The sequence below is a fragment of the Caballeronia sp. 11_S32 genome, assembly GCF_056930355.1.
In genome coordinates this window covers 2,541,906-2,566,245 of the sequence record NZ_JBXOWH010000003.1, presented here as the reverse complement: position 1 = coordinate 2,566,245, position 24,340 = coordinate 2,541,906, and the positions used below count along the sequence as shown (strand labels likewise).

Genomic DNA, 24,340 nt, shown 5'->3' with positions numbered 1-24,340 from the left:
CCCGAGCCGAGCGATTCGCTCTCCAACGTCAACACGACAGTAGTACTTGCCTGATCTTTCATTAGGAGTTTCACGACATGCGAATCGCTCAAATCGCGCCCCTCCACGAGGCTGTTCCGCCGAAGCTGTACGGCGGCACGGAACGCGTGGTGTCTTATCTGACCGAGGCACTCGTGGATGCTGGACACGACGTCACGCTCTTCGCGAGCGGTGATTCGCAGACCTCCGCGAAGCTCGAAGCATTCTGGCCGCAGGCGCTGCGCCTCGACCCGACCATCCGCGACACGATGGCGCCGCACATGCTGCTGCTCGAAGAAGTCCGCCGCCGCGCCGACGAGTTCGACGTGCTGCACTTCCATATCGACTACTACCCGTTCTCGCTGTTCGCACGCCAGCCCGTGCCGTTCCTGACGACCATGCACGGCCGTCTCGATCTGCCCGAACTGCAGCCGATCTTCAGCACGTTCAACGACGTGCCGGTCATCTCGATCTCGGACAACCAGCGTCAGCCGCTGCCGCAGGCGAACTGGCTGTCGACGGTGTACCACGGTCTGCCGGAAAACCTGCTCAAGCCGATCCCGAACGTGGAGCCGGGCTATCTCGCGTTCCTCGGCCGCATCTCGCCGGAAAAGCGCGTGGATCGCGCGATCCGCATCGCGCAGGCCGCGGGCATGAAGATCAAGATCGCCGCGAAGCTCGACAAGGCCGACCGCGCGTACTACGAAGAAGAGATCAAGCCGCTCTTCGCGCTGCCGCACGTCGAGTACATCGGCGAGATCAGCGAAGCCGAGAAGACCGAGTTCCTCGGCAACGCGCACGCGCTGCTGTTCCCGATCGACTGGCCGGAGCCCTTCGGTCTCGTGATGATCGAAGCGATGGCCTGCGGCACGCCGGTGATCGCGTTCAACCGCGGCTCGGTGCCGGAAGTCATCGAGAACGGTGTGTCGGGCTTCGTCGTCGAAGACGAGCTCAGCGCGATCGCCGCGGTGAAGCGTCTCGATACGCTGTCGCGCGCGAAGGTCCGCGCTGCGTTCGAATCGCGTTTCTCGTCGAAGGTCATGGCTGCGAACTACGTCAGCGTGTACGAAGAGCTGCTGCGCCAGAAGCGCCGCACCGTGCTGCGCGAAGTCAACGCGAGCTAAGCAAGTCTTGCCGCCGCCGGCGGCATCGGCTGAAAAACAACGCCCCGCGCGCCTCAAGGCTCGCGGGGCGTTGTCGTAATAGCACTTTCGGATGTGCGTTTCGCGTGCCAGACCGCGCTACGGCTTTGAAACCTCTGACGACATCCGTAATCTCCCTATAATGACCGGGCTTCGCGACGAGCGGAGCGGCATGCATCGTTCGTGGACAGGAGTGTTTCTTTTGGCGAGACCCAAGCAAATCAGCGCGAGCCCGGCGCCGGGCGCCGGCACCATGTTCGCCTTGAGGGCGATCGGACTGGTGCTCGCGGCGCGTTGGGCGTTCTCGATGTCGCAGATGGGCTATCTGTCCTCGCTGCGCGCGATGACGTCGTCGCCGTGGGCGTGCCTGAACCTCGTCCTGATCTTTCTGCTCGTCGTGCTGCCGGGCGCGAAGGCGCGCATGGAGCGCCCGCTGCATCCGCTGCCCCAATGGCTGCGGCAGGCGCTGCGCTTACTCGCGCTTGTGACTTTCGGCTTCGCGATATTCTCTGTCGGCGCGTTCGTCTGGAGCGCCGGCTGGCGGCGTTTCACGCAGGCGCTCGCCGAGACCAACGGCTGGCTCGTGGTCGGTCCGCTGCTGTACTCGGTCGTCATGTGGATCTGCCGGCCGCGAGCGCTATGGCGCACGAATATCGCGGCGCGGCGCTTCGCGATCGGCCGATACGCCATTTCGCTCGATCCCGTCACCCGGACCGCCGTCGTCTGGGCGGAAAGCCGCAAGCTCGGCCAGTACGACGCGCGTGAGCTGTCGGTGAAATGGCCGTCGCCGGACGCCGCACCGTCCACGACGATGCTCACGCCGGCAACTGGACCCGCCGGTCCCTCGATTCGCGCGAGCGGCGAGGTTCGGCGCGCCTGGTTCGCGCGTCGGCCGAAAGTCGAGTTGTTGTGGGACTCGCCCGCTGCTGCCGGGCACAATCGCACCACGGTATTCCGCGCGCCGCTCGCCAACGAGGGCGATCGCAACGCGGCGCGGGCGCTCGACGCGACGTTGCGTCAGGTCTGAATCGTTCGTTTATTGCCTTAGTAAGCCGACATTGCCGTACACGTCGTTCCTGTCTCTCCGGGGAGGAAAGGATGCTGATACGTTGGTTGCTGGCCGCGCTTCACCTTCTTGCATTCGGCTTCGCGCTCGGCTCCGTGCTGGCGCGCGCCCGCGCGCTGCGGCGCCTCGATCCCTCGCAATCCATTCAGGCGAATGAACTGCGCCTGCGCGATATCTTTCGCTCGGACAGCGTGTGGGGCGTCACGGCGATCGTCCTGATCGTCACCGGCGTGATGCGCGCATTCGGCGGTTTCGAGAAGGGCGGCGCGTACTATCTGCACGAGCCGCTGTTCCATTTGAAGATGACGGCGCTCGTCGTGATCCTGCTGATCGAAGTCTCGCCGATGCTCGCGCTGATCCGATGGCGCATCGCGCTGGCGCAGGGCGGGCCGATCGATCTTACCCGCGCCCGGCGCTTCGCCTGGATGAGCGATCTCGAAGCCGGGCTCGTGATGGTGATGGTGATCGCCGCGAGCGGGATGGCGCGGGGCGTGTGGGCGTCGTAGGCGCTGTGTGATCCGCGTTTTTGCGGCAGAAAATGAAAAAGGCCCAAGTCGTGAGACTTGGGCCTTTTGATCTTCGGTGCTTGTCTTTACCAACACCAGAATTCTGGTGGGTAGTACTGGGATCGAACCAGTGACCCCTGCCGTGTGAAGGCAGTGCTCTACCGCTGAGCTAACCACCCGAAGAGAGACGAGATTATGTCAGGCGTTTCGCCTTTCGTCTAGTGCTTCTTTAAGTAAATTCAAAAAAATTACGCGGGCACGGCATCGCCTTCGGCGGGCGCCGGTTCCGTGCGCCACACGCTCGTGCCTTTGAGCGCTTTGTCGAGACCCGTCAGCACGGCGTCGTGCGCGACGAGCTCTTCCGCGCTCGCCAGGATCACCGGCAGATCGAGATCGTCGAGCGCGATGCGCGACGTCGAAACCGAGCCCGACGCGGGCTGATCGCCGAGCATGTCGATGACGAGGCTTTCCTGACCGCGCGTCATTGCGAGATAGACCTCGGCGAGCAGCTCCGAGTCGAGCAGCGCGCCGTGCAGCGTGCGATGCGCATTGCTGATGCCGAAACGATCGCACAGCGCATCGAGCGAATTGCGCTTGCCGGGGAACATCTGCTTGGCCTGCGCGAGCGAGTCGATCACGCCCGCGCATGTTTCCGCGACCTTCGGCAAGCCGAGCTGCGCGAACTCCATGTCGAGAAAGCCGACGTCGAAGGGCGCGTTATGGATGATCAGCTCCGCGTCCGCGATGAAATCGCGCAGTTGGGCGGCAATCTCCGCGAACTTCGGCTTGTCGCTCAGAAATTCGGTCGTGAGGCCGTGCACCGCGAGCGCGCCGGGATCGCTGTCGCGTTCCGGGTTCACATAGATGTGCAGGTTGTTGCCCGTCAGCCGGCGATTCACCAGCTCGACACAGCCGATTTCGATGATCCGGTCGCCCGTCCTCGCGTTCAGGCCGGTGGTTTCGGTGTCCAGTATCAGTTGGCGCATAGATGGCGTGTGTATCGGTTAATTGTCGGCGAGCGATGTCACGCCGCGATTGGCGAGCGCATCGGCGCGTTCGTTTTCGGGATGACCGGCGTGACCCTTGACCCAGCGCCATTCGATCTCGTGCTGCCCGACGAGCGCGTCGAGGCGCTTCCAGAGATCGGCGTTCTTGACGGGCGTCTTCGCCGCCGTCATCCAGTTCTTTTTCTTCCAGCCGTGGATCCATTCGCTGATGCCTTTCTGCACATACTGCGAATCGGTGTGGATGATCGCGTGGCACGGGCGCTTGAGCGCCTCGAGCGCCGAGATCACGGCCATCAGCTCCATGCGGTTGTTGGTGGTCGCGGCTTCCCCGCCGAACAGCTCCTTTTCCAGCGAGCCGAAGCGGAGCAGGGCGCCCCAGCCGCCGGGACCGGGATTGCCCTTGCAGGCGCCGTCCGTGTAGATGTCAATTACCTTGTTCGATGCGGATTCAGTCATCAATGCTCGTTGCGAGTCTCGTTGCGCGTATGCGGAGCGGCGACCGGCGCGAGGCCGGGCGCGAGCGCGGGTTTCTTCAGCTTGCGCGGACCGATGAGACGCATGCCGCGCACGCGCTTCACCGCCGTGATCATGTATGCCGCGCCGAAAATGGGCCACCAGCGGTCGCCGGCGGCTTCCATGAACTGATAACGTTGCAGCCACTTGTCGGTGACGAGCGGCGGACGATAACAGCCGAAGCGCCCGCGTTCAAGATCGAACCCGAGCAGCTTGATCCAGTCTTTGATGCGCGTGAACGCGATCATCTCGTGCGCCGACGGCACGAACGGCCGCCCCGCCACCTTGCCGAGCGATTGCCGCGCGCCCCACAGGCTCAGCGAATTGAAGCCGAGGATGATCAACTGGCCTTCGGGCACCAGCACGCGCTCGGCTTCGCGCAGCAGGCGGTGCGGATCGGGCGAGAATTCGAGCGTGTGCGGCAGCACCAGCAGATCGACGCTTTGCGCCTCGAAGGGCAGGTCGAGCAGGTCGCACCACACGGTGCTGCGGCCATCCGGCGCGCTCGCGGCGGGCAGCGCGCTCACGCCGGGCGTGGTCGCGCGCGGCGGCGTATACGGCGCGCTCGATGCGCTTTCGGCGTCGAGCACGAGCGCGCGGCCGGTCATGCGGTTCTCGCGCAGTGCGTCGAGCTGCGGCATGCCGAGCTGCAGCGCGTGATAGCCGAAGATGTCGGACACCACGTGATCGAGCTGCGCCTGCTCCCAGTCGAGCACATAGCGTCCGGGCGCCGAGCTCGTCCAGGTAGGCCAGTCTATAATCGATCGATCAGACATGTTCAAGTTGCCGCATAGAAGATCGCCATGGATTCGCTTGCCAAGAAAATGCCTGCTCAGGATGCACTCGAATACGTGCCGGTTCCGGCGTTCGAGGACAACTACATCTGGCTCGTGTCGGACTCGCGCGATGCGGTCGTGGTCGACCCCGGCGATGCCGCGCCCGTCGAGGCCTGTCTCGCCAAGCGTGGTTGGCGGCTGACCGCTATTTTACTCACGCACCACCATCAGGACCACGTCGGCGGCGTGAAAGCGCTTCTCAATAACCGAACGGCCGAGGGCGGCATTCCCGTCTACGGCCCGGCCGGCGAGCGCATCGAGCATCTCACCACGCGCGTCTCGGGCGGCGATACGGTGCAAATCGGCCATCCGGCGATGACGCTTTCCGTGATCGACGTGCCCGGCCACACCGCCGGTCATATCGCGTATTTTCAGGCGGCCGACCAGAACGGCACGCCGCACCTCTTTTGCGGCGACACGCTCTTCGCGAGCGGCTGCGGCCGGCTCTTCGAAGGCACGGCGCAACAGATGCTCGACTCGCTCGATGCGCTCGCCGCGCTCCCGGAGAACACGCAGGTTCACTGCGCGCACGAATACACGCTCTCGAACATCCGTTTCGCGCGCGCGTGCGAGCCGGACAACGCCGCGCTGCTTCGGTGGAGCGACGACGCTCAGGCGTTGCGCGCCGCCGGCAAGCCGACTTTGCCGACGACCATTGGCCATGAAAAAGCGGTGAACCCGTTTCTGCGCGCGGACGTCCCGGCGATCCACGCGACACTTTCATCACAGTTCGGCACGCCGGTTTCAGACCGCCTGGAAGCGTTTCGAATGATGCGAGGCTGGAAGGATAAGTTCCGCTGACCCAAAACTATTTGGGGCTAACTTCAACCGAAACGTTGGAATCGCTGTTAGATGCAGGATTTTGCAGGGGTTTTGCGCGCATTCTTATTGACGTCTTAAGTGCTGTTCCGTACCATCGGCTGCAAATTTCCAAGCATATTTTTTGGAAGCCGAGACGTTCCATGCGACTAACACTTAGTGCGCTGTCCGTCCTGATGCTCGCCGCCTGCGCGAGCCAGGGGCCAACAGCGTCCGATCCTCTTTCAGCCACTTCCACCGCCTCGCAGCAGCAGCAGCAAAAAGTCGCCGACACGATTCGCCGCACCGCCGCAGCCAAGGAAACCATCAACGTCGATAAAACGCCGGTCACTTCGCTCGTCGGTTCTTCCGATCTCTGGAACCGGATCCGGAGCGGCTTCCAGATTCCCGACCTGCAAAGCGATCTCGTCGACATGCAGGTCAACTGGTACGCGCAACGTCCCGATTACGTCGAGCGCATGACCACGCGTTCGCAAAAGTATCTGTATCACATCGTCGAGGAGCTCGAGCAGCGTCATATGCCGACGGAGCTCGCGCTCCTGCCGTTCATCGAATCTGCATTCAATCCGCAGGCGCTTTCCGTGGCGAAGGCCGCCGGCATGTGGCAGTTCGTGCCGGGCACCGGCCGCGACTACAACCTCAAGCAGAACATGTGGCAGGACGAGCGCCGCGACGTGCTGGCGTCGACGAGCGCCGCGCTCGACTATCTCTCGCGTCTGCACGACATGTTCGGCGACTGGCATCTCGCGCTCGCCGCGTACAACTGGGGCGAGGGCAACGTGCAGCGCGCGATCGCGCGCAACGAGGCGGCGGGCTTGCCGACCGACTACGAAAGCCTGCGCATGCCCAACGAGACGCGCAACTACGTGCCGAAGCTGCAGGCGGTCAAGAACATCGTCAGCAACCCGCAGATGTACGGCCTCACGCTGCCGGACATCCCGAACCATCCGTATTTCGTGACGGTCACGACCGCGCGCGACATCGACGTGACCATGGCCGCGAAGCTCGCCGGCATGAGCGTGGAGGAATTCCGCTCGCTGAATCCGTCGTTTGCGAAGCCGGTGATTCTCGGCGCGACCAATCCGCAGATTCTGCTGCCGTTCGACAACGCCGCTTCTTTCCAGCGCAATCTCTCGTCGTACACGGGCGCGCTGTCGTCGTGGACCACGTACACCGTGACCGAGCGTTCGCGTCCGGCGGCGATCGCCGAGAAAATCGGCGTCGACGCGGACACGCTGATGTCCGTCAACCGCATTCCGGCCGGCATGCGCCTGAAGCCGGGCTCGACGATCGTCGTGCCGCGCACGGATGACGACGACGAAGACATCAGCGCCGATGTCGCCGAAAACGCGATGCTCGCCATCGAACGCGACGTGCCCGACACGCGCAAGATGGTGATCCGCGTGCGCCGCAAGCAGTCGGTCGCCACGCTGGCGGATCGCTACAACGTCTCGGTGGCGCAGGTGCGCGCGTGGAACCGCACGCGCGGCGACATCGTCATGCCGGGGCAGGTCGTCGTTCTGCACGTGCCGTACGGCCGTCCGGTGCCGGCCGAGCCGGGTCCGGTGCGCGTGGAGGCGGTGGCGGCGTCCAGCCGTTCGTCGGGCGGCGTGTCGAAAATCGGCACGCGCGTGCCGGAGGCGAAGCCCTCGCGCGGCGGCAAGACGCCCGTCCATTCATCGGGGAAAGTGACGAAAGTGTCGGCGTCGAGCGCATCGCATGCGGCGAAGCCTGCCGCCGCGGCCAAGACCGCGAAGCCGGCCGCCACCGCGAAAAGCAGCAAAAAGAAATAAGCGCTCGGCGTCTGCCGGAGCGCTAACCCACGCCGTCACCAAGGTGACGGCGTTTTCTTTTAGGGGCGCCGCTAAACTGTCGTTCCAAAAGAATCAGTGAAGCGTCTGTTTCATATGTCGTCCACCGTTCGTCTCCGCGTCTTTTTCCTGTTCGCCACCGGCTACTTCGTCTCGTACGTGTTCCGCGGCGTCAATCTCGGCTTCGCGCCGCTGATCACGCACGACCTCGGCTTGTCCGCTGCGGATCTCGGTCTGCTGACTTCCCTTTACTTCATCGGCTTCGCACTGGCGCAGATTCCCGTCGGCGTGCTGCTCGATCATTTCGGTCCGCGACGCGTCACGGCCAGCATGCTGGTATTCGCCGCGGCGGGCATCTGGGTGTTCGGCGCGTCGCGCGGGCTCGCGGGGCTGATGATCGGCCGGTTGCTGATCGGCGTCGGCGTGTCGGTGTGTCTGAGCGCGGCCTTCAAGGCGTCCGCACAGCACTTCGCGCTCGCGCGCCTGCCGCTCGTCAACGGATTCACGATGGCCGTCGGCGGGCTGGGCGGCGTCGCGGTCGGATCGCCGCTCGCGGCGCTTCTGCATGTCGCGAACTGGCGGCAAGTGTGTGTGGGCCTTGGCGTGTTCACGCTCGTCGTCGCTGCGGCGATCGTCCTGTTCGCGCCGAAGAAGGCGGAGACCGATCCACGTCATCGGGCGGATGTCGTCACGCAGTTCAAGGGCACCTGGCTGATTCTGAAGAGCGGCGTGTTCTGGAAGATCGCGTCGTTTTCGGTCGTCACGCAGGGCGTGTTCTATGCGATGCAATCGCTGTGGATTCGGCCCTATCTGCTCGACGTGATGGGTCTCGCGCTTGCGCATGCCGCGGCGCTCGTCTCGATACTCGGCTTCGCGATGATGTTCGGCTGCATCGGCTTCGGCGCGGCGGCACGCGGCATGGAGCGGCGCGGCGTGTCGGTCTATGCGTTCTGCGGAGCCGGCATGGCGCTTTTCGTCGCCACGCAATTGCTGATGGTGCTGCGCGTGCCGTTGCCGCCGTCCGTCCTGCTGGCCGCGTACGGAGTCTTCGGCGGCACGGGCATTCTGAGCTACGCCGTCGCGGCGGAATACTTTCCACCGAACATGATCGGACGCGCGCATACCACGCTCACGCTCGTGATTTTCCTGTTGATCTTCGGCTTCCAGGTCGGCGTCGGCGCGATGCTGTCGCTTTGGCCGTCGGAGGGCGGGCGCTATCCCGCATCGGCGCATCTGACGGTGTGGATCGCGCTGATCGCGCTGCAAGTGGCGAGCGCGGTCTGGTACGTTTTTCCGAGCCGCGCCCTGCAAAAACGGGATCATGAAGTGCAGCGCGCCGTGCCCTGAGAAGTTTCCCAAATCTGGCGAATGTGACGTTTTTACGCTATAATTCGAAGGTTTGAGCATATCAACCCGCACCCTAGCGCCTACCTCCCACACACCGTCGTTCGCTGCGCCAGTCAGCGCGCGCCGCACGCCGCCAATCGTTCGCTTCGATACCCCGTTTGCCTCGCGCAAATGAGCCCGTCAAAGCCGCGATGCGCGCCACGCGAGCCGCCGCCAGCACTGCGCGAAGGAAACCCGCGTTCTACGAGCGACGGGAAGCCAAGCCTGAATTTCGGACAGACAGGTCGGTAACAGGGTGTTCCCCAAGGAGCTTCCCGTGTTGCCGTCATTTTCCCCCGCACTTCTCGCACTTGCCGACGGCACGGTCTTTCGTGGTCAATCGATCGGCGCGCCCGGTTCGACGATCGGCGAAGTGGTGTTCAACACCGCCATCACCGGTTATCAGGAAATCCTGACCGATCCGAGCTATGCACGCCAGATCGTCACGCTGACCTATCCGCACATCGGCAACTACGGCGTGAACGCCGAAGACGTCGAAGCCACCAAAGTCCATGCCGCCGGCCTCATTATTCGCGACCTGCCGGTGCTCGCCTCCAACTTCCGTTCCGAGCAGACGCTCTCCGATTATCTGAAAGCGCAAAACGTCGTCGCGATCGCGGGCATCGACACGCGCAAGCTCACGCGCATCTTGCGCGAGAAGGGCGCGCAGAACGGCTGCATTCTCGCCGGCAGCGACGACGAAGCGAAGGCGCTCGGCCTCGCGCGCTCGTTCCCGGGACTCGCGGGCATGGACCTCGCGAAAGTCGTGTCGACGGAGAAGAGCTACGAGTGGACGCAGACCGAATGGCGTCTCGGCAGCGGCTACGGCAAGCAGGAAGCGCCGAAGTTTCGCGTCGTCGCGTTCGATTACGGCGTGAAGTTCAACATCCTGCGCATGCTGGCCGAGCGCGGCTGCCACGTCACCGTGCTGCCCGCGCAGGCAACCGCCGCTGACGCGCTCGCGCTCAATCCGGACGGCATCTTCCTGTCGAACGGCCCCGGCGATCCAGAACCGTGCGATTACGCGATCACGGCTACGCGCGAATTCATCGAGCGCGGCATTCCGACGTTCGGCATCTGCCTCGGCCATCAGATCATGGGTCTCGCCGTCGGCGCGAAGACGATGAAGATGAAAACCGGCCACCACGGCGCGAACCATCCGGTGAAGGATCTGGAAGATGGCCGCGTGGTGATCACGTCGCAGAACCACGGCTTCGCGGTCGATGCCGCCACGCTGCCCGCCAACGCGAAGGTCACGCACGTTTCGCTCTTCGACGGCACGTTGCAAGGCTTCGCGCTCACGGACAAGCCCGCGTTCTGTTTTCAGGGCCACCCGGAAGCGTCGCCGGGCCCGCACGACATCGCGTATCTGTTCGACCGCTTCATCAAGCTGATGGAGTCGGCGAAGGTCGCCGCCTGACAGTACCGAACAGATCAACGCAAATATTCATCGAGAGCAGTTATGCCGAAGCGCACAGACATCAAAAGCATCCTCATCATCGGCGCGGGCCCGATCATCATCGGCCAGGCGTGCGAGTTCGATTATTCGGGCGCGCAAGCATGTAAAGCGCTGCGTGAGGAAGGCTACAAGGTCATTCTCGTCAACAGCAATCCGGCGACGATCATGACCGACCCGAACACGGCCGACGTCACCTACATCGAGCCGATCTCGTGGGAAGTGGTCGAGCGCATCATCGCGAAGGAGCGCCCGGACGCGATCCTGCCGACCATGGGCGGACAGACCGCGCTCAACTGCGCGCTGGATCTCTTCCATCACGGCGTGCTGGAGAAGTACAAGGTCGAGCTGATCGGCGCATCGCCGGAAGCGATCGACAAGGCGGAAGACCGCCAGAAGTTCAAGGACGCGATGACGAAGATCGGCCTCGGTTCGGCCAAGTCGGGCATCGCGCATTCGATGGAAGAAGCGCTCGCGGTCCAGGCGCAGATCGCGGAAGCCACCGGCAGCGGCGGTTATCCGACCGTCATTCGCCCGTCGTTCACGCTGGGCGGCTCGGGCGGCGGCATCGCGTACAACAAGGAAGAGTTCGAGGAAATCTGCCGTCGCGGTCTCGATCTCTCGCCGACGCGCGAACTGCTGATCGAAGAATCGCTGCTCGGCTGGAAAGAGTACGAGATGGAAGTCGTCCGCGATAAAAAGGACAACTGCATCATCGTCTGCTCGATCGAAAACCTCGACCCGATGGGCGTGCACACCGGCGACTCCATCACCGTCGCACCCGCGCAGACGCTCACCGACAAGGAATATCAAATTCTGCGTAACGCGTCGCTCGCGGTGCTGCGCGAGATCGGCGTCGATACGGGCGGCTCGAACGTGCAGTTCGCGATCAACCCGAAAGACGGCCGCATGGTCGTCATCGAAATGAATCCGCGTGTGTCGCGTTCGTCTGCGCTGGCGTCGAAGGCGACGGGCTTCCCGATCGCGAAGGTCGCCGCGAAGCTCGCGTGCGGCTACACGCTCGACGAACTCAAGAACGAAATCACCGGCGGCCAGACGCCCGCATCGTTCGAACCGACGATCGACTACGTCGTCACGAAGGTGCCGCGCTTCGCGTTCGAGAAATTCCGCGAAGCCGATTCGCGCCTGACGACGCAGATGAAGTCCGTCGGCGAAGTGATGGCGATGGGCCGCACGTTCCAGGAATCGTTCCAGAAGGCGCTGCGCGGTCTGGAAGTCGGCGTCGACGGTCTCGATGAAAAGACCACGAGCCGCGACGAAGCTATCCGCGAAATCGGCGAGCCGGGTCCGGACCGCATCTGGTATCTCGGCGATGCGTTCCGTCTCGGCCTGACGATGGAAGAGATCTTCGAAGAGACGTCGATCGATCCGTGGTTCCTCGCGCAGATCGAACAGATCATCCTGAAGGAAAAGGCGCTCGAAGGCCGCACGCTCGAAAGCCTGACGCGCGATGAACTGCTTTATCTGAAGAAGAGCGGGTTCTCGGATCGCCGTCTTGCGAAGCTCACGGGTTCGAAGCAGGACGACGTGCGCAAGAAGCGCCACGAACTGAAGGTGCGTCCGGTCTACAAGCGCGTCGACACGTGCGCGGCCGAATTCGCAACGAAGACGGCGTACATGTACTCGACCTACGAGGAAGAGTGCGAAGCGAATCCGACCGACAAGAAGAAGATCATGGTGCTGGGCGGCGGCCCGAACCGGATTGGGCAGGGCATCGAGTTCGACTATTGCTGCGTGCACGCCGCGCTCGCGATGCGCGAGGACGGCTATGAAACCATCATGGTCAACTGCAACCCGGAAACGGTGTCGACCGACTACGACACGTCCGACCGTCTGTACTTCGAATCGCTGACGCTCGAAGACGTGCTCGAAATCGTCGATCTGGAAAAGCCCGTCGGCGTGATCGTGCAGTACGGCGGCCAGACGCCGCTCAAGCTCGCGCTCGATCTCGAGGCGAACGGCGTGCCGATCATCGGCACGTCGCCGGACATGATCGACGCAGCCGAAGACCGCGAGCGCTTCCAGAAGCTGCTGAAGGATCTCGATCTGCGTCAGCCGCCGAACCGCACCGCGCGCGCTGAAGACGAAGCGCTGAAGCTCGCGGAAGAAATCGGTTATCCGCTGGTCGTGCGTCCGTCGTATGTTCTCGGCGGCCGCGCGATGGAAATCGTTCACGAGCCGCGCGATCTCGAGCGCTACATGCGCGAGGCCGTGAAGGTGTCGAACGACTCGCCGGTGCTGCTCGACCGCTTCCTCAACGACGCGATCGAATGCGATGTCGACTGCATCTCCGATGGCGATGACGTGTTCATCGGCGGCGTGATGGAGCACATCGAGCAAGCGGGCGTGCACTCGGGCGATTCGGCGTGCTCGCTGCCGCCGTACTCGCTGTCGAAGGAAACCGTCGACGAACTGAAGCGGCAAACTGCCGCAATGGCGAAGGCGCTCAACGTCGTCGGCCTGATGAACGTGCAGTTCGCGATCCAGCAGGTTCCGCAAGACGATGGCTCGAAGAAGGACATCATCTACGTGCTGGAAGTGAACCCGCGCGCGTCGCGCACGGTGCCGTACGTGTCGAAGGCAACCGGTCTGCCGCTCGCGAAGATCGCAGCCCGCGCGATGGTCGGTCAGAAGCTCAAGCAGCAGGGCGTGACGAAGGAAGTCATTCCGCCGTACTTCAGTGTGAAGGAAGCGGTGTTCCCGTTCATCAAGTTCCCGGCGGTCGATCCGGTTCTCGGACCGGAAATGCGTTCGACCGGAGAAGTGATGGGCGTCGGACGCACCTTCGGCGAAGCGCTCTTCAAGTCGCAGCTCGCGGCGGGTTCGCGTCTGCCGGAATCGGGCACCGTGCTGCTGACCGTGATGGACGCCGACAAGCCGAAGGCCGTCGAAGTCGCGCAGATGCTGCACGAGCTCGGCTATCCTATCGTCGCGACCAAGGGCACGGCGGCTGCGATCGCGGCGGCGGGCGTGCCGGTGAAGACGGTCAACAAGGTGAAGGATGGCCGTCCGCACATCGTCGACATGATCAAGAATGGCGAGATCGCACTCGTCTTCACGACGGTCGACGAAACGCGCGCGGCGATCGCCGATTCGCGCTCCATCCGCATGAGCGCGCAGGCCAACAAGGTCACGTACTACACGACGATGTCCGGCGCGCGCGCCGCGGTCGAAGGCCTGCGTTATCTGCGCGATTTGGAAGTCTATGATTTACAAGGCTTGCATGCTCGCCTAAACTAAGGCTTCGATTACTGGTCTAAGCATCACGAGCCGCGGTTAAGCGGCGTCTCCTTTCATCGGGAGATGCGCTTAACCGCGGTAATTTTTTTGACGAAATTGTTTGTGAGTGGTCTATGAGCACGATTCCTTTGACGAAGCGCGGCGCGGAGTTGCTGCGCGACGAATTGCAACGCCTGAAGGCCGTGGAGCGTCCGGCGGTCATCAATGCGATCGCGGAGGCGCGCGCGCAAGGCGACTTGTCGGAAAACGCGGAATATGATGCCGCGAAGGAAAAGCAAGGTTTCATCGAGGGCCGCATCGCGGATATCGAGTCGAAGCTGGCCGCTGCGCAAGTGATCGATCCGACGCAGGTGGAGGCCGAAGGCCGTGTCGTGTTCGGCGCGACGGTCGAGCTGGAAGATCTGGAGTCGGGCGATACGGTGACCTATCAGATCGTCGGCGATGACGAAGCGGACCTCGATCACGGTCTCATCTCGGTGAGTTCGCCGATCGCGCGCGCGCTCATCGCGAAGTCGGAAGGCGACGTGGCGTCGGTGCAGGCACCGAGCGGCGCACGCGAATACGAAATCATCGCGGTTCGCTACGTCTGATGGAGCACCGGCTCTTTCGCACCATCAGCATGCTCTGGGTCGGCAGCTTGCTGACCCTTGGCCTCGTCGCCGCGCCCGTTCTCTTTTCGATGCTCGACCGTACTGCGGCGGGCTCGGTGGCGGCGCAACTCTTCAGGATCGAGGCGATCATCGGTGTGATCTGCGCGCTCGTGCTGATCGTGATCGGCAATCGCTTTGTGAAAAGCGGCATCGTCGATTACAAGCGCGTGCGGTGGATTGTCGCGGTGATGCTCGTGTGCGTGCTGATCGGCTATTTCGCGCTTCAGCCGTTCATGAACTCGCTGCGCGTGGCCGCGCAGGAAGCCGGCACCGATCTCGCGAGTTCTCCGTATGCGAAGGAGTTCGGCATTTTGCACGGCATATCGAGCGCGATCTATCTGATCGAATGCCTGTTCGGCATTGCGCTCATTTGGCGTCTGCCCGGCGCGGCGCCGGTGAAGATCGTGCCGAAGGGCAAATCGGCCAAGGTCGCGGCGAAACGGGCGCGTAGCTGAATCGCGGTTATCTCCGGACGGCGGCGGCGCGTGCGTTCCATAGAAAGCGCACGCGCCGTTGGCTTATTTCACCGCCTGATGCTGGCGCTTCGCGCTGGTCTGACGCTTCTTCGCGCGCTTCACGTTGCCGCCGGCCGTGACCCGCTCGTTGCCCAGCACTTTCAGCGTCTGCTTCTTGGGCTTCTTGAAGGCGGGTGCATCGCGCGTGATTTTCACGGCTTTCACGGTGCGCGGCGCGCGGCCTTTCGTCGAACGTTCCTCGGCGGCTTCGCCCGCGCTCGGCGGCATCGTGCTGCGAGTGCGCGTGGCGCGGCTCTTCGGCGCGGCGCCTTCGGGCCTCCAGATCACGAGCAGCTTGCCGATATGCTGGATGGGCGCCGCGTTCAGGCGATCGCAGATTTCGTCGTAGATCTCGACGCGCGCGTCGCGTTCGTCGCCGAACACGCGGACCTTGATGAGCTGGTGCGCCTCGAGGTGCACGTTGATCTCTTTCAGCACGGCATCGGTCAGACCCTCCGCGCCGACGAGCACGACGGGCTTGAGCGCATGGGCCTGGGAGCGCAGGTCGGCGCGCTCGGCGGGGGAGAGTTGGATAGCTGGCATGAGAAAATTGGGACTCGACTAAAATGTGGGCGATATGAGAGGCGCACCTGACGCGCTCGCGAGGCGGTTCGAACACGCCGGACGCGAAAGCGCACGTCTTCGCGTCGAATCTGCGGCGCATCGATCGCGCCACCGCCCACCAGAAACAGAACAGGCCGGATGCCGGGTTTCGGCGCGCGCGAGCGCCCGAGGACCGGTCCGGCCGACAAGACGCGTATTATCCGCTAAAAGCCTCGCGCGATGCAGCAAAATACGCACCCGGCGCGCCGCTTCGTACGATTGCGCGCGCTCAATGAGCTTAGTTTGAATGGCAAAGAACCGTTTTAATCAGTCGTGGTTGCATGACCACATCAACGATCCCTACGTGAAGATGGCGCAGCGCGAGGGCTATCGCGCGCGCGCCGCGTACAAGCTGAAGGAGATCGACGAGCAGGACAAGCTCATCAAGCCCGGTCAGGTGATCGTCGATCTCGGCTCGACGCCCGGCAGCTGGAGCCAGTACGCGCGCAACAAGCTCGCGCAGGGCGCAAAGCGCGACGGGGAGCGCCAGGGCGGCATCGACGGCACGATCATCGCGCTGGATATTCTGCCAATGGAGCCGATTGCGGACGTCACGTTCATCCAGGGGGACTTCCGCGAGGACGACGTGCTCGCCAAGCTCGATGAAATTGTTGGCGAACGCCAGGTGGACCTTGTAATTTCCGACATGGCCCCCAACCTTTCAGGCGTAGCGAGTGCGGATGCCGCGCGCATCGAGCATCTCTGCGATCTGGCGCTGGAGTTCGCGCAGAACCACCTGAAACCGGAGGGTGCGCTGCTGGTCAAATGTTTTCATGGCAGCGGCTATAGTCAGATCGTGGAGAAGTTCAAGCACCAGTTCAAAGTGGTGGCGCCGCGCAAACCCAAGGCCTCTCGCGACAAATCGTCGGAGACATTTATTCTCGGGCGGCGGCTCAAGCGCCCGAACTGAACGGCCCGCTCAAGCGATTCGGCGAAAATCGGCGATATTTTCGCGGATTATGCCGAAAAAGGCCTGTCTGCCGCTATTTGTGCGGTAGATAAACCTTATGGCAGGGGTTAGCGGTCTGGATTAGAATGCTTTGGTGGCGTCGCAAGGTTTATGTAGGCGCCCGTCTATGAGTGAGGAGTGGTGCTTTGAACAACAATATGTTCTCTAAAGCGGCAGTGTGGCTCGTGATCGCACTGGTGCTGTTTACGGTGTTCAAGCAGTTCGATAAGCCCCGCGTCCAGGAAGGCGTGTCCTATTCGCAGTTCATGGACGACGCGAAGAACGGCAAAGTCAAGAACGTCACCGTTCAGGGCCGCAATCTAACGGTCACTCCGAACGACGGCCAGAAATACCAGATCGTGTCGCCCGGCGACATCTGGATGGTCGGCGACTTGATGAAATACGGCGTTCAGGTCAGCGGCAAGGCTGACGATGAACCGAACGCGCTCGTCTCCGCGCTGTACTACCTCGGGCCCACGATCCTGATCATCGGCTTCTGGTTCTACATGATGAGGCAGATGCAAGGGGGCGGCAAAGGCGGGGCGTTTTCATTCGGCAAGTCGCGCGCGCGGCTGATCGACGAAAACAACAACGCAATCAATTTCACCGACGTCGCAGGCTGCGACGAGGCCAAGGAAGAAGTGTCGGAGCTGGTGGATTTCCTGCGCGATCCGCAGAAGTTCCAGAAACTCGGCGGCCGTATTCCGCGCGGCGTGCTGCTGGTCGGCCCTCCGGGTACCGGTAAGACGCTGCTGGCTCGCGCCATCGCCGGCGAGGCGAAGGTGCCGTTCTTCAGCATCTCGGGTTCGGACTTCGTGGAAATGTTCGTCGGCGTGGGCGCGGCCCGCGTGCGCGACATGTTCGAGCAGGCGAAGAAGCATGCGCCGTGTATCGTGTTCATCGACGAAATCGACGCGGTCGGCCGTCATCGCGGCGCCGGCATGGGCGGCGGCAACGACGAGCGCGAGCAGACGCTCAACCAGATGCTCGTCGAGATGGACGGCTTCGAGGCGAATTCGGGCGTCATCGTGATCGCGGCGACGAACCGTTCGGACGTGCTGGATAAAGCGCTGCTGCGTCCGGGCCGCTTCGACCGTCAGGTCTATGTCGGTCTGCCGGATATCCGCGGCCGCGAGCACATCATGAAGGTGCACCTGCGCAAGGTGCCGATCGCGAACGACGTGGATGCATCGGTCATCGCGCGCGGCACGCCGGGCTTCTCGGGCGCTGACCTCGCGAACCTCGTGAATGAAGCGGCACTGTTCGCGGCGCGTCGCGGCAAGCGCATCGTCGAGATGCAGGATTTCGAGGACGCGAAGGACAAGATCTTCATGGGTCCGGAGCGTAAGTCGGCTGTCATGCGCGAGGAAGAGCGTCGCAACACGGCGTACCACGAGTCCGGTCACGCGGTGGTTGCGAAGCTGTTGCCGCATGCCGATCCGGTCCACAAGGTCACGATCATGCCGCGCGGCTGGGCGCTCGGCGTTACTTGGCAACTGCCGGAGCATGACCGCGTGAACCTGTATCGCGACAAGATGCTGGAAGAAATCGCGATCCTGTTCGGTGGCCGCGCAGCCGAGGAAGTGTTCCTCAACTCGATGTCGACGGGCGCTTCGAACGACTTCGAACGCGCGACCAAGATGGCGCGCGACATGGTGACGCGCTACGGCATGTCCGACGTGCTCGGCACGATGGTCTATGTCGATACCGAAGAGAACGGCATGTTCGGCAAGATGGGCGCGAAATCGGTGTCCGAAGCCACGCAGCAAAAGGTCGATGCGGAAATCCGCCGCATTCTCGACGAGCAATACGCGCTCGCCCGCAAGCTGCTGGAAGACAACCGCGACAAGGTCGAAGCCATGACCAAGGCGCTGCTCGAATGGGAAACCATCGACGCGGACCAGATCGGCGACATCATGTCGGATCGTCCGCCGCGTCCGCCGAAGAATTTGCCGCCTCCGTCGGGCGATACGCCGTCGGGTGGCAGCAGCGGTAACGAGGTCAAACCGGGCAACGCGCCGGCAACGGCCTGAGTTTTCTGCGTCCGTTCATGGGCCGGTGTGCATGGCACGCCGGCCCATTTTCACTTTATGGCCTCCGTTTTAATAAGATGCTGAAGGTTGCGGCGCATGGCATCTCATTCACTTCGTAGCGTCGTCCCCGTTTCCGTTTCCACCTTCGTTCGACTCGCTTGACCACACCGACCTCATCCCCGCTTTCAGCAGCGCCGCTCCAGTGCGGCCGCTTCACGCTGACTTTCGACCGCCCGCTCGTAATGGGCATTCTCAACGTCACGCCGGATTCGTTTTCGGACGGCGGCCGCTTCATCTCGCGCGACGCCGCGCTCGCGCGTGCCGAGCAGATGATCGCCGACGGCGCCGACATGATCGATATCGGCGGCGAATCCACGCGTCCCGGTGCGCCGCCCGTTCCGCTCGATGAAGAACTGGAGCGCGTCGTGCCGATCGTCGAGGCGCTGCGCGCGGTGCAGGTGCCGCTTTCCGTCGATACCTACAAGCCGGCCGTGATGCGTGCCGTGCTCGACGCCGGCGCGGATATGATCAACGATATCTGGGGCCTGCGTCGGGAAGGCGCGCTCGACGCCGTCAAGGACAGCAATTGCGGCCTCTGCGTGATGCACATGCTCGGCGAGCCGCGCACGATGCAGCTTCACGAACCGGTGTACGTGGATGTCGTGGCCCACGTGCGCGAATTCTTCGCCGAGCGCGTCGCGGCGCTCGGGCAAGCCGGCATCGCGGCCGGGCGCGTGAGTCTCGATCCGGGCTACGGCTTCGGCAAGACGGTCGAGCATAATTACGCGTTGCTCGCGCATCTCGCCGCGACGCTACCCGCCGGGACGAATTTTCCGTTGCTCGCGGGCATGTCGCGCAAATCGATGCTCGGCGCGGTCACGGGGCGCAGCCCCGGCGAGCGTCTCGCAGCGAGCGTCGCCGCCGCGGTCTGCGCGGCGGAGCGGGGCGCGGCAATCATCCGCGTACACGATGTCGCCGAAACCGTCGATGCGCTGAAAGTCTGGCAGACCACAAAGAATGCCGCGCTGAATGTGCATCATTGACACCTGGCCTCATACATCAGAAATTTAGGCGCAGGCGCGCGCCGACAGAAATCATCAACTATATGTCGCGGACCGACAAAAGGCGCCAGGCGGCCGCGAGGAGGGTCAAGCAATAATGGCACGTCAATATTTTGGAACTGACGGCATCCGCGGCCGCGTGGGCGTCGCGCCGATTACGCCGGACTTCGTCCTCAAGCTCGGCTATGCGGCCGGGAAGGTGCTCGCGGGCGCGGACCGCGCACAGCAGAAAAAGGGCAATCGCCCGACGGTGCTGATCGGCAAGGACACGCGCGTATCGGGCTATATGCTCGAAGCCGCGCTGGAGTCCGGTTTTTCGGCGGCGGGCGTCGACGTGATGCTGGCAGGCCCGATGCCCACGCCGGGCGTCGCGTATCTGACACGCGCGCTGCGGCTGTCGGCGGGTGTCGTGATCAGCGCGTCGCACAATCCGTACAACGACAACGGCATCAAGTTCTTCTCGGCCGACGGCAATAAGCTGCCCGACGAAGTCGAGCTAGAAATCGAGCGGCAGCTCGAGCAGCCGATGGAATGCGCGCCGTCGGAGCGTCTCGGCAAGGCGCGCCGTCTCGACGACGCGGGCGGCCGCTACATCGAGTTCTGCAAGAGCACGTTTCCCGCGAACTTCGACCTGCGCGGCCTGAAGCTCGTGGTGGACTGCGCGCATGGCGCCGCGTACGACGTCGCGCCGCACGTGTTCCATGAGCTCGGCGCGGAAGTCGTATCGATCGGTGCGTCGCCGAACGGCTTCAATATCAACGACGGAGTCGGCGCCACCGCGCCCGAGGCGCTCGTCAATGCCGTGCTGGAGCACAAGGCCGACATCGGCATCGCGCTCGACGGCGACGCGGACCGTCTGCAGATCGTCGATTCGACCGGCCGCCTCTATAACGGCGACGAACTGCTCTACGTGCTGGTCAAGGACCGCATCGCGACGGACGGCAAGGTGGAAGGGGCAGTCGGCACGCTGATGACCAATATGGCCGTCGAAGTGGCGCTGAAGGAGGCGGGCGTGCAGTTCGTGCGCGCGGCCGTCGGTGACCGCTACGTGCTCGAAAAGCTGCGCGAGAACGGCTGGCTGCTGGGCGCGGAAGGCTCGGGCCATATCCTCTCGCTCGACCGCCATTCGACCGGCGACGGCATCGTCTCGGCGCTCCTCGTGCTCGCGGCGATCCAGCGCAGCGGCAAATCGCTCGCCGAACTGCTCGACGGCGTGAGCCTGTTCCCGCAGAAGCTCATCAATGTGCGCATGAACGCGGGCGCGGACTGGAAGAAGAGCGACGCGATTCGGCGCGCGGTGGAGCAAGCCGAGCGTTCCCTCGAATCGCGCGGCCGGGTCTTGATTCGCGCGTCGGGAACTGAACCGGTCCTTCGAGTGATGGTGGAAGCGTCGGCGCAACAGGATGCGGTTCGCTACGCGGAAACGATTGCGCAGGTCGTGAAAGAGGCGACTTCGTAGGCGTTTACTGAAAGTCGTCACATTTCGCTAAAAGCGGGCTTCGGCCCGCTTTTTTATTTGCACCGAACGCTTGACAAATCGGGTGTGATCAAACTTTCAGCACGTAAGCGAAATGACATGTTGGCTTCACGATTAGTCATATTACTGTCACAGACTCCTCCTATATTTCGCGGTGTCGTCTCACACGCTCACTACCCTGGAGATTAAGAATGAAATTGATGCAAACCGCGCTGGCCGGCCTGATTGGTGCAGTGTTCGCCATCTCCGCTCAAGCAGCCGACATCACCGGCGCGGGTTCCACCTTCGCAGCCCCGATCTACACCAAGTGGGCAGACGCCTACCAGAAAACCGGCGGCGGCAAGGTGAACTACCAAGGCATCGGTTCGTCGGGCGGTATCAAGCAGATCATCGCGAAGACGGTGGATTTCGCCGGCTCGGACGCTCCGCTGAAAGATGACGAACTCGCGAAGGACGGCCTGTTCCAGTTCCCGACGGTGGTCGGCGGCGTGGTGCCGGTCATCAACGTGCCGGGCGTGAAGGCCGGTGAAGTGACGCTGTCGGGCCAGGTGCTCGGCGACATCTACCTCGGCAAGATCAAGAAGTGGAACGACCCGGCGATCGCCGCGTTGAACCCGAAGGTCAAGCTGCCGGATATGGATATCGCTGTCGTGCGCCGCGCTGACGGCTCGGGCACGAGCTTCATCTGGACGAACTACCTGTCGAAGGTCAACACCGAGTGGAAGTCGAAGGTCGGCGAAGGCTCGACGGTGAACTGGCCGACGGGCACGGGCGGCAAGGGCAACGACGGCGTCGCCGCCTTCGTGCAGCGTCTGCCGGGCGCGATCGGCTACGTCGAGTGGGCGTACGCGAAGCAGAACAAGATGACCTACGTCGGCATGAAGAACTCGGCTGGCACGGTCGTCGAGCCGAAGACGGACACGTTCAAGGCAGCGGCAGCGGGCGCGGACTGGTCGAAGTCGTTCTACCAGATCCTCACGAACGAGCCGGGCCAGAACGCATGGCCGATCGTCGGCGCGACCTTCGTGCTGCTGCACGCGACGCAGGAAAAGCCGGCGCAGGGTACGGAAACGCTGAAGTTCTTCGACTGGGCGTTCAAGAACGGCGGCCAGGCTGCCAACGACCTCGATTACATCTCGCTGCCGGAATCGGTCGTCGCCGAAATCAAGACGCAATGGAAGGCGAAGGTCAAGGACGCTTCGGGCAAGCCGGTCGCGCAGTAAGCGAAGTACGCATAGTTTGAAACTGTCCTAAGCTCTGAAGGCGCGGGACGGTTGGCAACAAAAAAGCCGCGCGGCAGCCCGAAAGCCTGCCGCGCGGTCTGACACGTAGCGAAACCAAGGCTCCCATGTCGGATATCAACTTATCGTCGGCGGTGCCGGCGGCGCATACCCAGCGCGCGCCGAGCCGCATCGGCGACATCATTTTCGGCGGCGTGACCCGGCTTGCGGCCGTCGTCACGCTGCTTCTGCTTGGCGGCATCATCGTTTCGCTGCTCGTCGCGTCGATGCCGACCATCCAGAAATTCGGGCTCTCCTTCCTCTGGCGCGCGGAGTGGGATCCCCCCACCGAGAGCTTCGGCGCGCTCGTGCCGATCTACGGCACCATCGCGACCTCGCTCATCGCGCTCATCATCGCCGTGCCGGTGAGCTTTGGCATCGCGCTCTTCCTGACGGAGCTTTCGCCCGCATGGCTGCGCCGCCCGCTCGGCGTCGCGATCGAACTGCTCGCGGCGATTCCGTCGATCGTCTACGGCATGTGGGGCCTGCTCGTCTTCGCGCCGATCTTCGCGCAATACTTCGAGAAGCCGCTCGGCCATGTGCTCGGCGATGTGCCCGTCATCGGGATGTTCTTCCAGGGCGCGCCGATCGGCATCGGCATTCTGTGCGCGGGCGTGATTCTCGCGATCATGATCATTCCGTACATCGCGTCCGTGATGCGCGACGTGTTCGAAGTCACGCCCGTGCTGCTGAAGGAATCGGCATACGGCATCGGCTGCACGACGTGGGAAGTGATGTGGAAGATCGTGCTGCCCTATACGCGCGCCGGTGTGATCGGCGGCGTCATGCTCGGCCTCGGCCGCGCGCTCGGCGAGACGATGGCGGTCACCTTCGTCATCGGCAACACGAACCTGCTGGACAACGTCTCGCTCTTTTCGCCGGGCAACAGCATCACCTCGGCGCTCGCGAATGAATTCGCGGAAGCGAGCCCGGGCCTGCATACGTCGGCACTGATGGAACTCGGTCTGATTCTCTTCGTGATCACGTTCTTCGTGCTCGCGCTCTCGAAGCTGATGCTTCTGCGCATGGAACGCGGGGAGGGCCGCAAATAATGAGCCGTCCCGCCACGTTCAATCAGGACCCGGACCGCGTGCAGGCCACGCGTCTCAAGCTGCAGCGCCGTCGCCGCGGCACGAATGCCGTCGCGCTGACGCTCTCGCTCGCCGCGATGGCCTTCGGCCTCATCTGGCTCGTGTGGATTCTCTTCACGACGCTTAAGCTCGGCATCGGCGGTTTGTCGATCGATCTTTTCACGCAATCGACGCCGCCGCCGAACACCGATGGCGGCGGTCTCGCCAACGCGATCGTCGGCTCGCTGATGCTCGTCGTGCTCGCGACCTGCGTGGGCACGCCGCTCGGCATTCTCGCGGGCGTGTACCTCGCGGAATACGGCCAGAAGCGCTGGCTCGCCAACGTGACGCGCTTCATCAACGACATTCTGCTGTCGGCGCCTTCGATCGTCGTCGGTCTCTTCGTGTATGCGCTCGTCGTCGCGAAGATGGGGCGCTTCTCGGGCTGGGCCGGCGTGATCGCGCTCGGCCTGCTGCAGATTCCCATCGTGATCCGCACGACGGAGAACATGCTGAAGCTCGTGCCGAACGCGTTGCGTGAAGCCGCGTTCGCGCTCGGCACGCCGAAGTGGAAGATGGTGATGTCGATCACGCTGAAGGCGTCGGTCGGCGGCATCGTGACGGGCGTGTTGCTGGCCGTTGCGCGCATCGCCGGCGAGACCGCGCCGCTCCTCTTCACGGCGCTGTCGAATCAATTTTTCTCGTGGGACATGAATCAGCCGGTGGCGAATCTGCCGGTCACGATCTACAAGTTCGCGATGAGTCCGTTCCCGCAGTGGCAATCGCTCGCGTGGGCCGGTGTGTTCCTGATTACGCTCGGCGTGCTGGGTCTCAATATCCTGGCGCGCGCGATCTTCTCGAAGAAATAAGGGCGGAGTGAT

21 protein-coding genes and 1 tRNA gene are annotated in these 24,340 nt (G+C 63.3%); 17 read left to right on the top strand and 5 right to left on the bottom strand.

Annotated features, from left to right (window positions below; all coding sequences use genetic code 11):
• The first annotated feature begins 77 nt into the window (after positions 1-77).
• The 3 genes from AC1Z32_RS23650 (at position 78) to AC1Z32_RS23640 (ending at position 2,732) form a co-directional block, all read left to right on the top strand.
• Positions 78-1,142 (top strand): glycosyltransferase family 4 protein, encoded by a 1,065-nt coding sequence (locus AC1Z32_RS23650; RefSeq protein WP_483481065.1) that lies wholly within the window; start codon positions 78-80, stop codon positions 1,140-1,142.
• A gap of 220 nt (positions 1,143-1,362) precedes the next feature.
• Positions 1,363-2,187: a hypothetical protein gene (locus AC1Z32_RS23645; RefSeq protein ID WP_483481063.1), complete on the top strand. Its 825-nt coding sequence runs from the start codon at positions 1,363-1,365 to the stop codon at positions 2,185-2,187.
• Positions 2,188-2,258: 71 nt separating this feature from the next.
• Positions 2,259-2,732 (top strand): DUF2214 family protein, encoded by a 474-nt coding sequence (locus tag AC1Z32_RS23640; protein WP_483481061.1) that lies wholly within the window; start codon positions 2,259-2,261, stop codon positions 2,730-2,732.
• Between the two features lie 104 nt (positions 2,733-2,836).
• On the opposite strand, the gene AC1Z32_RS23635 is transcribed toward AC1Z32_RS23640, so the two are convergent.
• From AC1Z32_RS23635 to AC1Z32_RS23620, 4 genes are all read right to left on the bottom strand, one after another.
• A tRNA-Val gene (locus AC1Z32_RS23635) sits at positions 2,837-2,911 on the bottom strand.
• Between the two features lie 69 nt (positions 2,912-2,980).
• Positions 2,981-3,718 carry a DNA polymerase III subunit epsilon gene (dnaQ, locus tag AC1Z32_RS23630; protein ID WP_483481059.1) on the bottom strand — a complete coding sequence of 246 codons (738 nt, stop codon included), beginning with the start codon at positions 3,716-3,718 and terminating at the stop codon, positions 2,981-2,983.
• Between the two features lie 18 nt (positions 3,719-3,736).
• Positions 3,737-4,195: a ribonuclease HI gene (rnhA, locus tag AC1Z32_RS23625; protein WP_483481057.1), complete on the bottom strand. Its 459-nt coding sequence runs from the start codon at positions 4,193-4,195 to the stop codon at positions 3,737-3,739.
• A complete protein-coding gene (locus AC1Z32_RS23620) occupies positions 4,195-5,028 on the bottom strand; it encodes a class I SAM-dependent methyltransferase (RefSeq protein ID WP_483481055.1) in 834 nt (277 codons plus the stop codon). Before AC1Z32_RS23620 ends, rnhA begins: the two co-directional genes overlap by 1 nt.
• Before the next feature lie 27 nt (positions 5,029-5,055).
• Between AC1Z32_RS23620 and gloB the strand changes: the two genes are divergently transcribed.
• The 7 genes from gloB (at position 5,056) to AC1Z32_RS23585 (ending at position 14,926) form a co-directional block, all read left to right on the top strand.
• Positions 5,056-5,889 (top strand): hydroxyacylglutathione hydrolase, encoded by an 834-nt coding sequence (gloB, locus tag AC1Z32_RS23615; protein ID WP_483481053.1) that lies wholly within the window; start codon positions 5,056-5,058, stop codon positions 5,887-5,889.
• 161 nt (positions 5,890-6,050) lie between these two features.
• Entirely contained in the window at positions 6,051-7,700 is a 1,650-nt protein-coding gene (locus tag AC1Z32_RS23610) for a transglycosylase SLT domain-containing protein (RefSeq protein WP_483481051.1), read from the top strand.
• 114 nt (positions 7,701-7,814) lie between these two features.
• Positions 7,815-9,065 (top strand): MFS transporter, encoded by a 1,251-nt coding sequence (locus tag AC1Z32_RS23605; RefSeq protein WP_483481049.1) that lies wholly within the window; start codon positions 7,815-7,817, stop codon positions 9,063-9,065.
• A gap of 316 nt (positions 9,066-9,381) precedes the next feature.
• Positions 9,382-10,524 (top strand): glutamine-hydrolyzing carbamoyl-phosphate synthase small subunit, encoded by a 1,143-nt coding sequence (carA, locus tag AC1Z32_RS23600; RefSeq protein ID WP_483481047.1) that lies wholly within the window; start codon positions 9,382-9,384, stop codon positions 10,522-10,524.
• A gap of 42 nt (positions 10,525-10,566) precedes the next feature.
• Positions 10,567-13,821, top strand: a complete 3,255-nt coding sequence (carB, locus tag AC1Z32_RS23595) for a carbamoyl-phosphate synthase large subunit (protein ID WP_483481045.1) — start codon at positions 10,567-10,569, stop codon at positions 13,819-13,821.
• A gap of 113 nt (positions 13,822-13,934) precedes the next feature.
• On the top strand, positions 13,935-14,411 hold the full coding sequence (gene greA, locus AC1Z32_RS23590; protein ID WP_483481043.1) for a transcription elongation factor GreA: 477 nt from the start codon (positions 13,935-13,937) through the stop codon (positions 14,409-14,411).
• On the top strand, positions 14,411-14,926 hold the full coding sequence (locus tag AC1Z32_RS23585; protein ID WP_483481041.1) for a DUF4149 domain-containing protein: 516 nt from the start codon (positions 14,411-14,413) through the stop codon (positions 14,924-14,926). The genes greA and AC1Z32_RS23585 overlap by 1 nt, the downstream gene beginning before the upstream one ends.
• A gap of 63 nt (positions 14,927-14,989) precedes the next feature.
• Here the strand turns inward: AC1Z32_RS23585 and AC1Z32_RS23580 are convergent, their stop codons facing one another.
• Entirely contained in the window at positions 14,990-15,529 is a 540-nt protein-coding gene (locus tag AC1Z32_RS23580; protein WP_483481039.1) for a YhbY family RNA-binding protein, read from the bottom strand.
• A 307-nt stretch (positions 15,530-15,836) separates the two neighbouring features.
• On the opposite strand from AC1Z32_RS23580, the gene AC1Z32_RS23575 reads away from it, so the two are divergent.
• The 7 genes from AC1Z32_RS23575 to pstA all read left to right on the top strand — a co-directional run bounded on the left by AC1Z32_RS23575 (position 15,837) and on the right by pstA (position 24,328).
• Entirely contained in the window at positions 15,837-16,499 is a 663-nt protein-coding gene (locus tag AC1Z32_RS23575; RefSeq protein ID WP_483481037.1) for an RlmE family RNA methyltransferase, read from the top strand.
• Positions 16,500-16,684: 185 nt separating this feature from the next.
• Positions 16,685-18,571 (top strand): ATP-dependent zinc metalloprotease FtsH, encoded by a 1,887-nt coding sequence (gene ftsH / locus AC1Z32_RS23570; RefSeq protein ID WP_483481035.1) that lies wholly within the window; start codon positions 16,685-16,687, stop codon positions 18,569-18,571.
• Positions 18,572-18,813: 242 nt separating this feature from the next.
• Positions 18,814-19,614, top strand: coding sequence for a dihydropteroate synthase (gene folP / locus AC1Z32_RS23565; RefSeq protein WP_483481726.1), 801 nt, complete (start codon positions 18,814-18,816; stop codon positions 19,612-19,614).
• Positions 19,615-19,729: 115 nt separating this feature from the next.
• Complete coding sequence (gene glmM, locus AC1Z32_RS23560; protein WP_483481033.1) at positions 19,730-21,091, top strand: phosphoglucosamine mutase; 1,362 nt, start codon at positions 19,730-19,732, stop codon at positions 21,089-21,091.
• Positions 21,092-21,300: 209 nt separating this feature from the next.
• On the top strand, positions 21,301-22,332 hold the full coding sequence (gene pstS, locus AC1Z32_RS23555) for a phosphate ABC transporter substrate-binding protein PstS (RefSeq protein ID WP_483481031.1): 1,032 nt from the start codon (positions 21,301-21,303) through the stop codon (positions 22,330-22,332).
• A gap of 125 nt (positions 22,333-22,457) precedes the next feature.
• A complete protein-coding gene (gene pstC, locus AC1Z32_RS23550) occupies positions 22,458-23,441 on the top strand; it encodes a phosphate ABC transporter permease PstC (protein ID WP_483481029.1) in 984 nt (327 codons plus the stop codon).
• The gene (pstA, locus tag AC1Z32_RS23545) at positions 23,441-24,328 is read left to right on the top strand and encodes a phosphate ABC transporter permease PstA (RefSeq protein WP_483481027.1); all 888 of its coding nucleotides are present in this window, start codon (positions 23,441-23,443) and stop codon (positions 24,326-24,328) included. Before pstC ends, pstA begins: the two co-directional genes overlap by 1 nt.
• The last annotated feature ends 12 nt before the right edge of the window (positions 24,329-24,340 follow it).

Coding starts and splice junctions, on each gene's coding strand:
- AC1Z32_RS23650 (WP_483481065.1), top strand. CDS start 78: ATGCGAATCGCTCAAATCGCGCCCCTCCACGAGGCTGTTCCGCCGAAG.
- AC1Z32_RS23640 (WP_483481061.1), top strand. CDS start 2,259: ATGCTGATACGTTGGTTGCTGGCCGCGCTTCACCTTCTTGCATTCGGC.
- dnaQ (WP_483481059.1), bottom strand. CDS start 3,718: ATGCGCCAACTGATACTGGACACCGAAACCACCGGCCTGAACGCGAGG.
- rnhA (WP_483481057.1), bottom strand. CDS start 4,195: ATGACTGAATCCGCATCGAACAAGGTAATTGACATCTACACGGACGGC.
- AC1Z32_RS23620 (WP_483481055.1), bottom strand. CDS start 5,028: ATGTCTGATCGATCGATTATAGACTGGCCTACCTGGACGAGCTCGGCG.
- gloB (WP_483481053.1), top strand. CDS start 5,056: ATGGATTCGCTTGCCAAGAAAATGCCTGCTCAGGATGCACTCGAATAC.
- AC1Z32_RS23610 (WP_483481051.1), top strand. CDS start 6,051: ATGCGACTAACACTTAGTGCGCTGTCCGTCCTGATGCTCGCCGCCTGC.
- AC1Z32_RS23605 (WP_483481049.1), top strand. CDS start 7,815: ATGTCGTCCACCGTTCGTCTCCGCGTCTTTTTCCTGTTCGCCACCGGC.
- carB (WP_483481045.1), top strand. CDS start 10,567: ATGCCGAAGCGCACAGACATCAAAAGCATCCTCATCATCGGCGCGGGC.
- greA (WP_483481043.1), top strand. CDS start 13,935: ATGAGCACGATTCCTTTGACGAAGCGCGGCGCGGAGTTGCTGCGCGAC.
- AC1Z32_RS23585 (WP_483481041.1), top strand. CDS start 14,411: ATGGAGCACCGGCTCTTTCGCACCATCAGCATGCTCTGGGTCGGCAGC.
- AC1Z32_RS23580 (WP_483481039.1), bottom strand. CDS start 15,529: ATGCCAGCTATCCAACTCTCCCCCGCCGAGCGCGCCGACCTGCGCTCC.
- AC1Z32_RS23575 (WP_483481037.1), top strand. CDS start 15,837: ATGGCAAAGAACCGTTTTAATCAGTCGTGGTTGCATGACCACATCAAC.
- folP (WP_483481726.1), top strand. CDS start 18,814: ATGGGCATTCTCAACGTCACGCCGGATTCGTTTTCGGACGGCGGCCGC.
- glmM (WP_483481033.1), top strand. CDS start 19,730: ATGGCACGTCAATATTTTGGAACTGACGGCATCCGCGGCCGCGTGGGC.
- pstS (WP_483481031.1), top strand. CDS start 21,301: ATGAAATTGATGCAAACCGCGCTGGCCGGCCTGATTGGTGCAGTGTTC.
- pstC (WP_483481029.1), top strand. CDS start 22,458: ATGTCGGATATCAACTTATCGTCGGCGGTGCCGGCGGCGCATACCCAG.
- pstA (WP_483481027.1), top strand. CDS start 23,441: ATGAGCCGTCCCGCCACGTTCAATCAGGACCCGGACCGCGTGCAGGCC.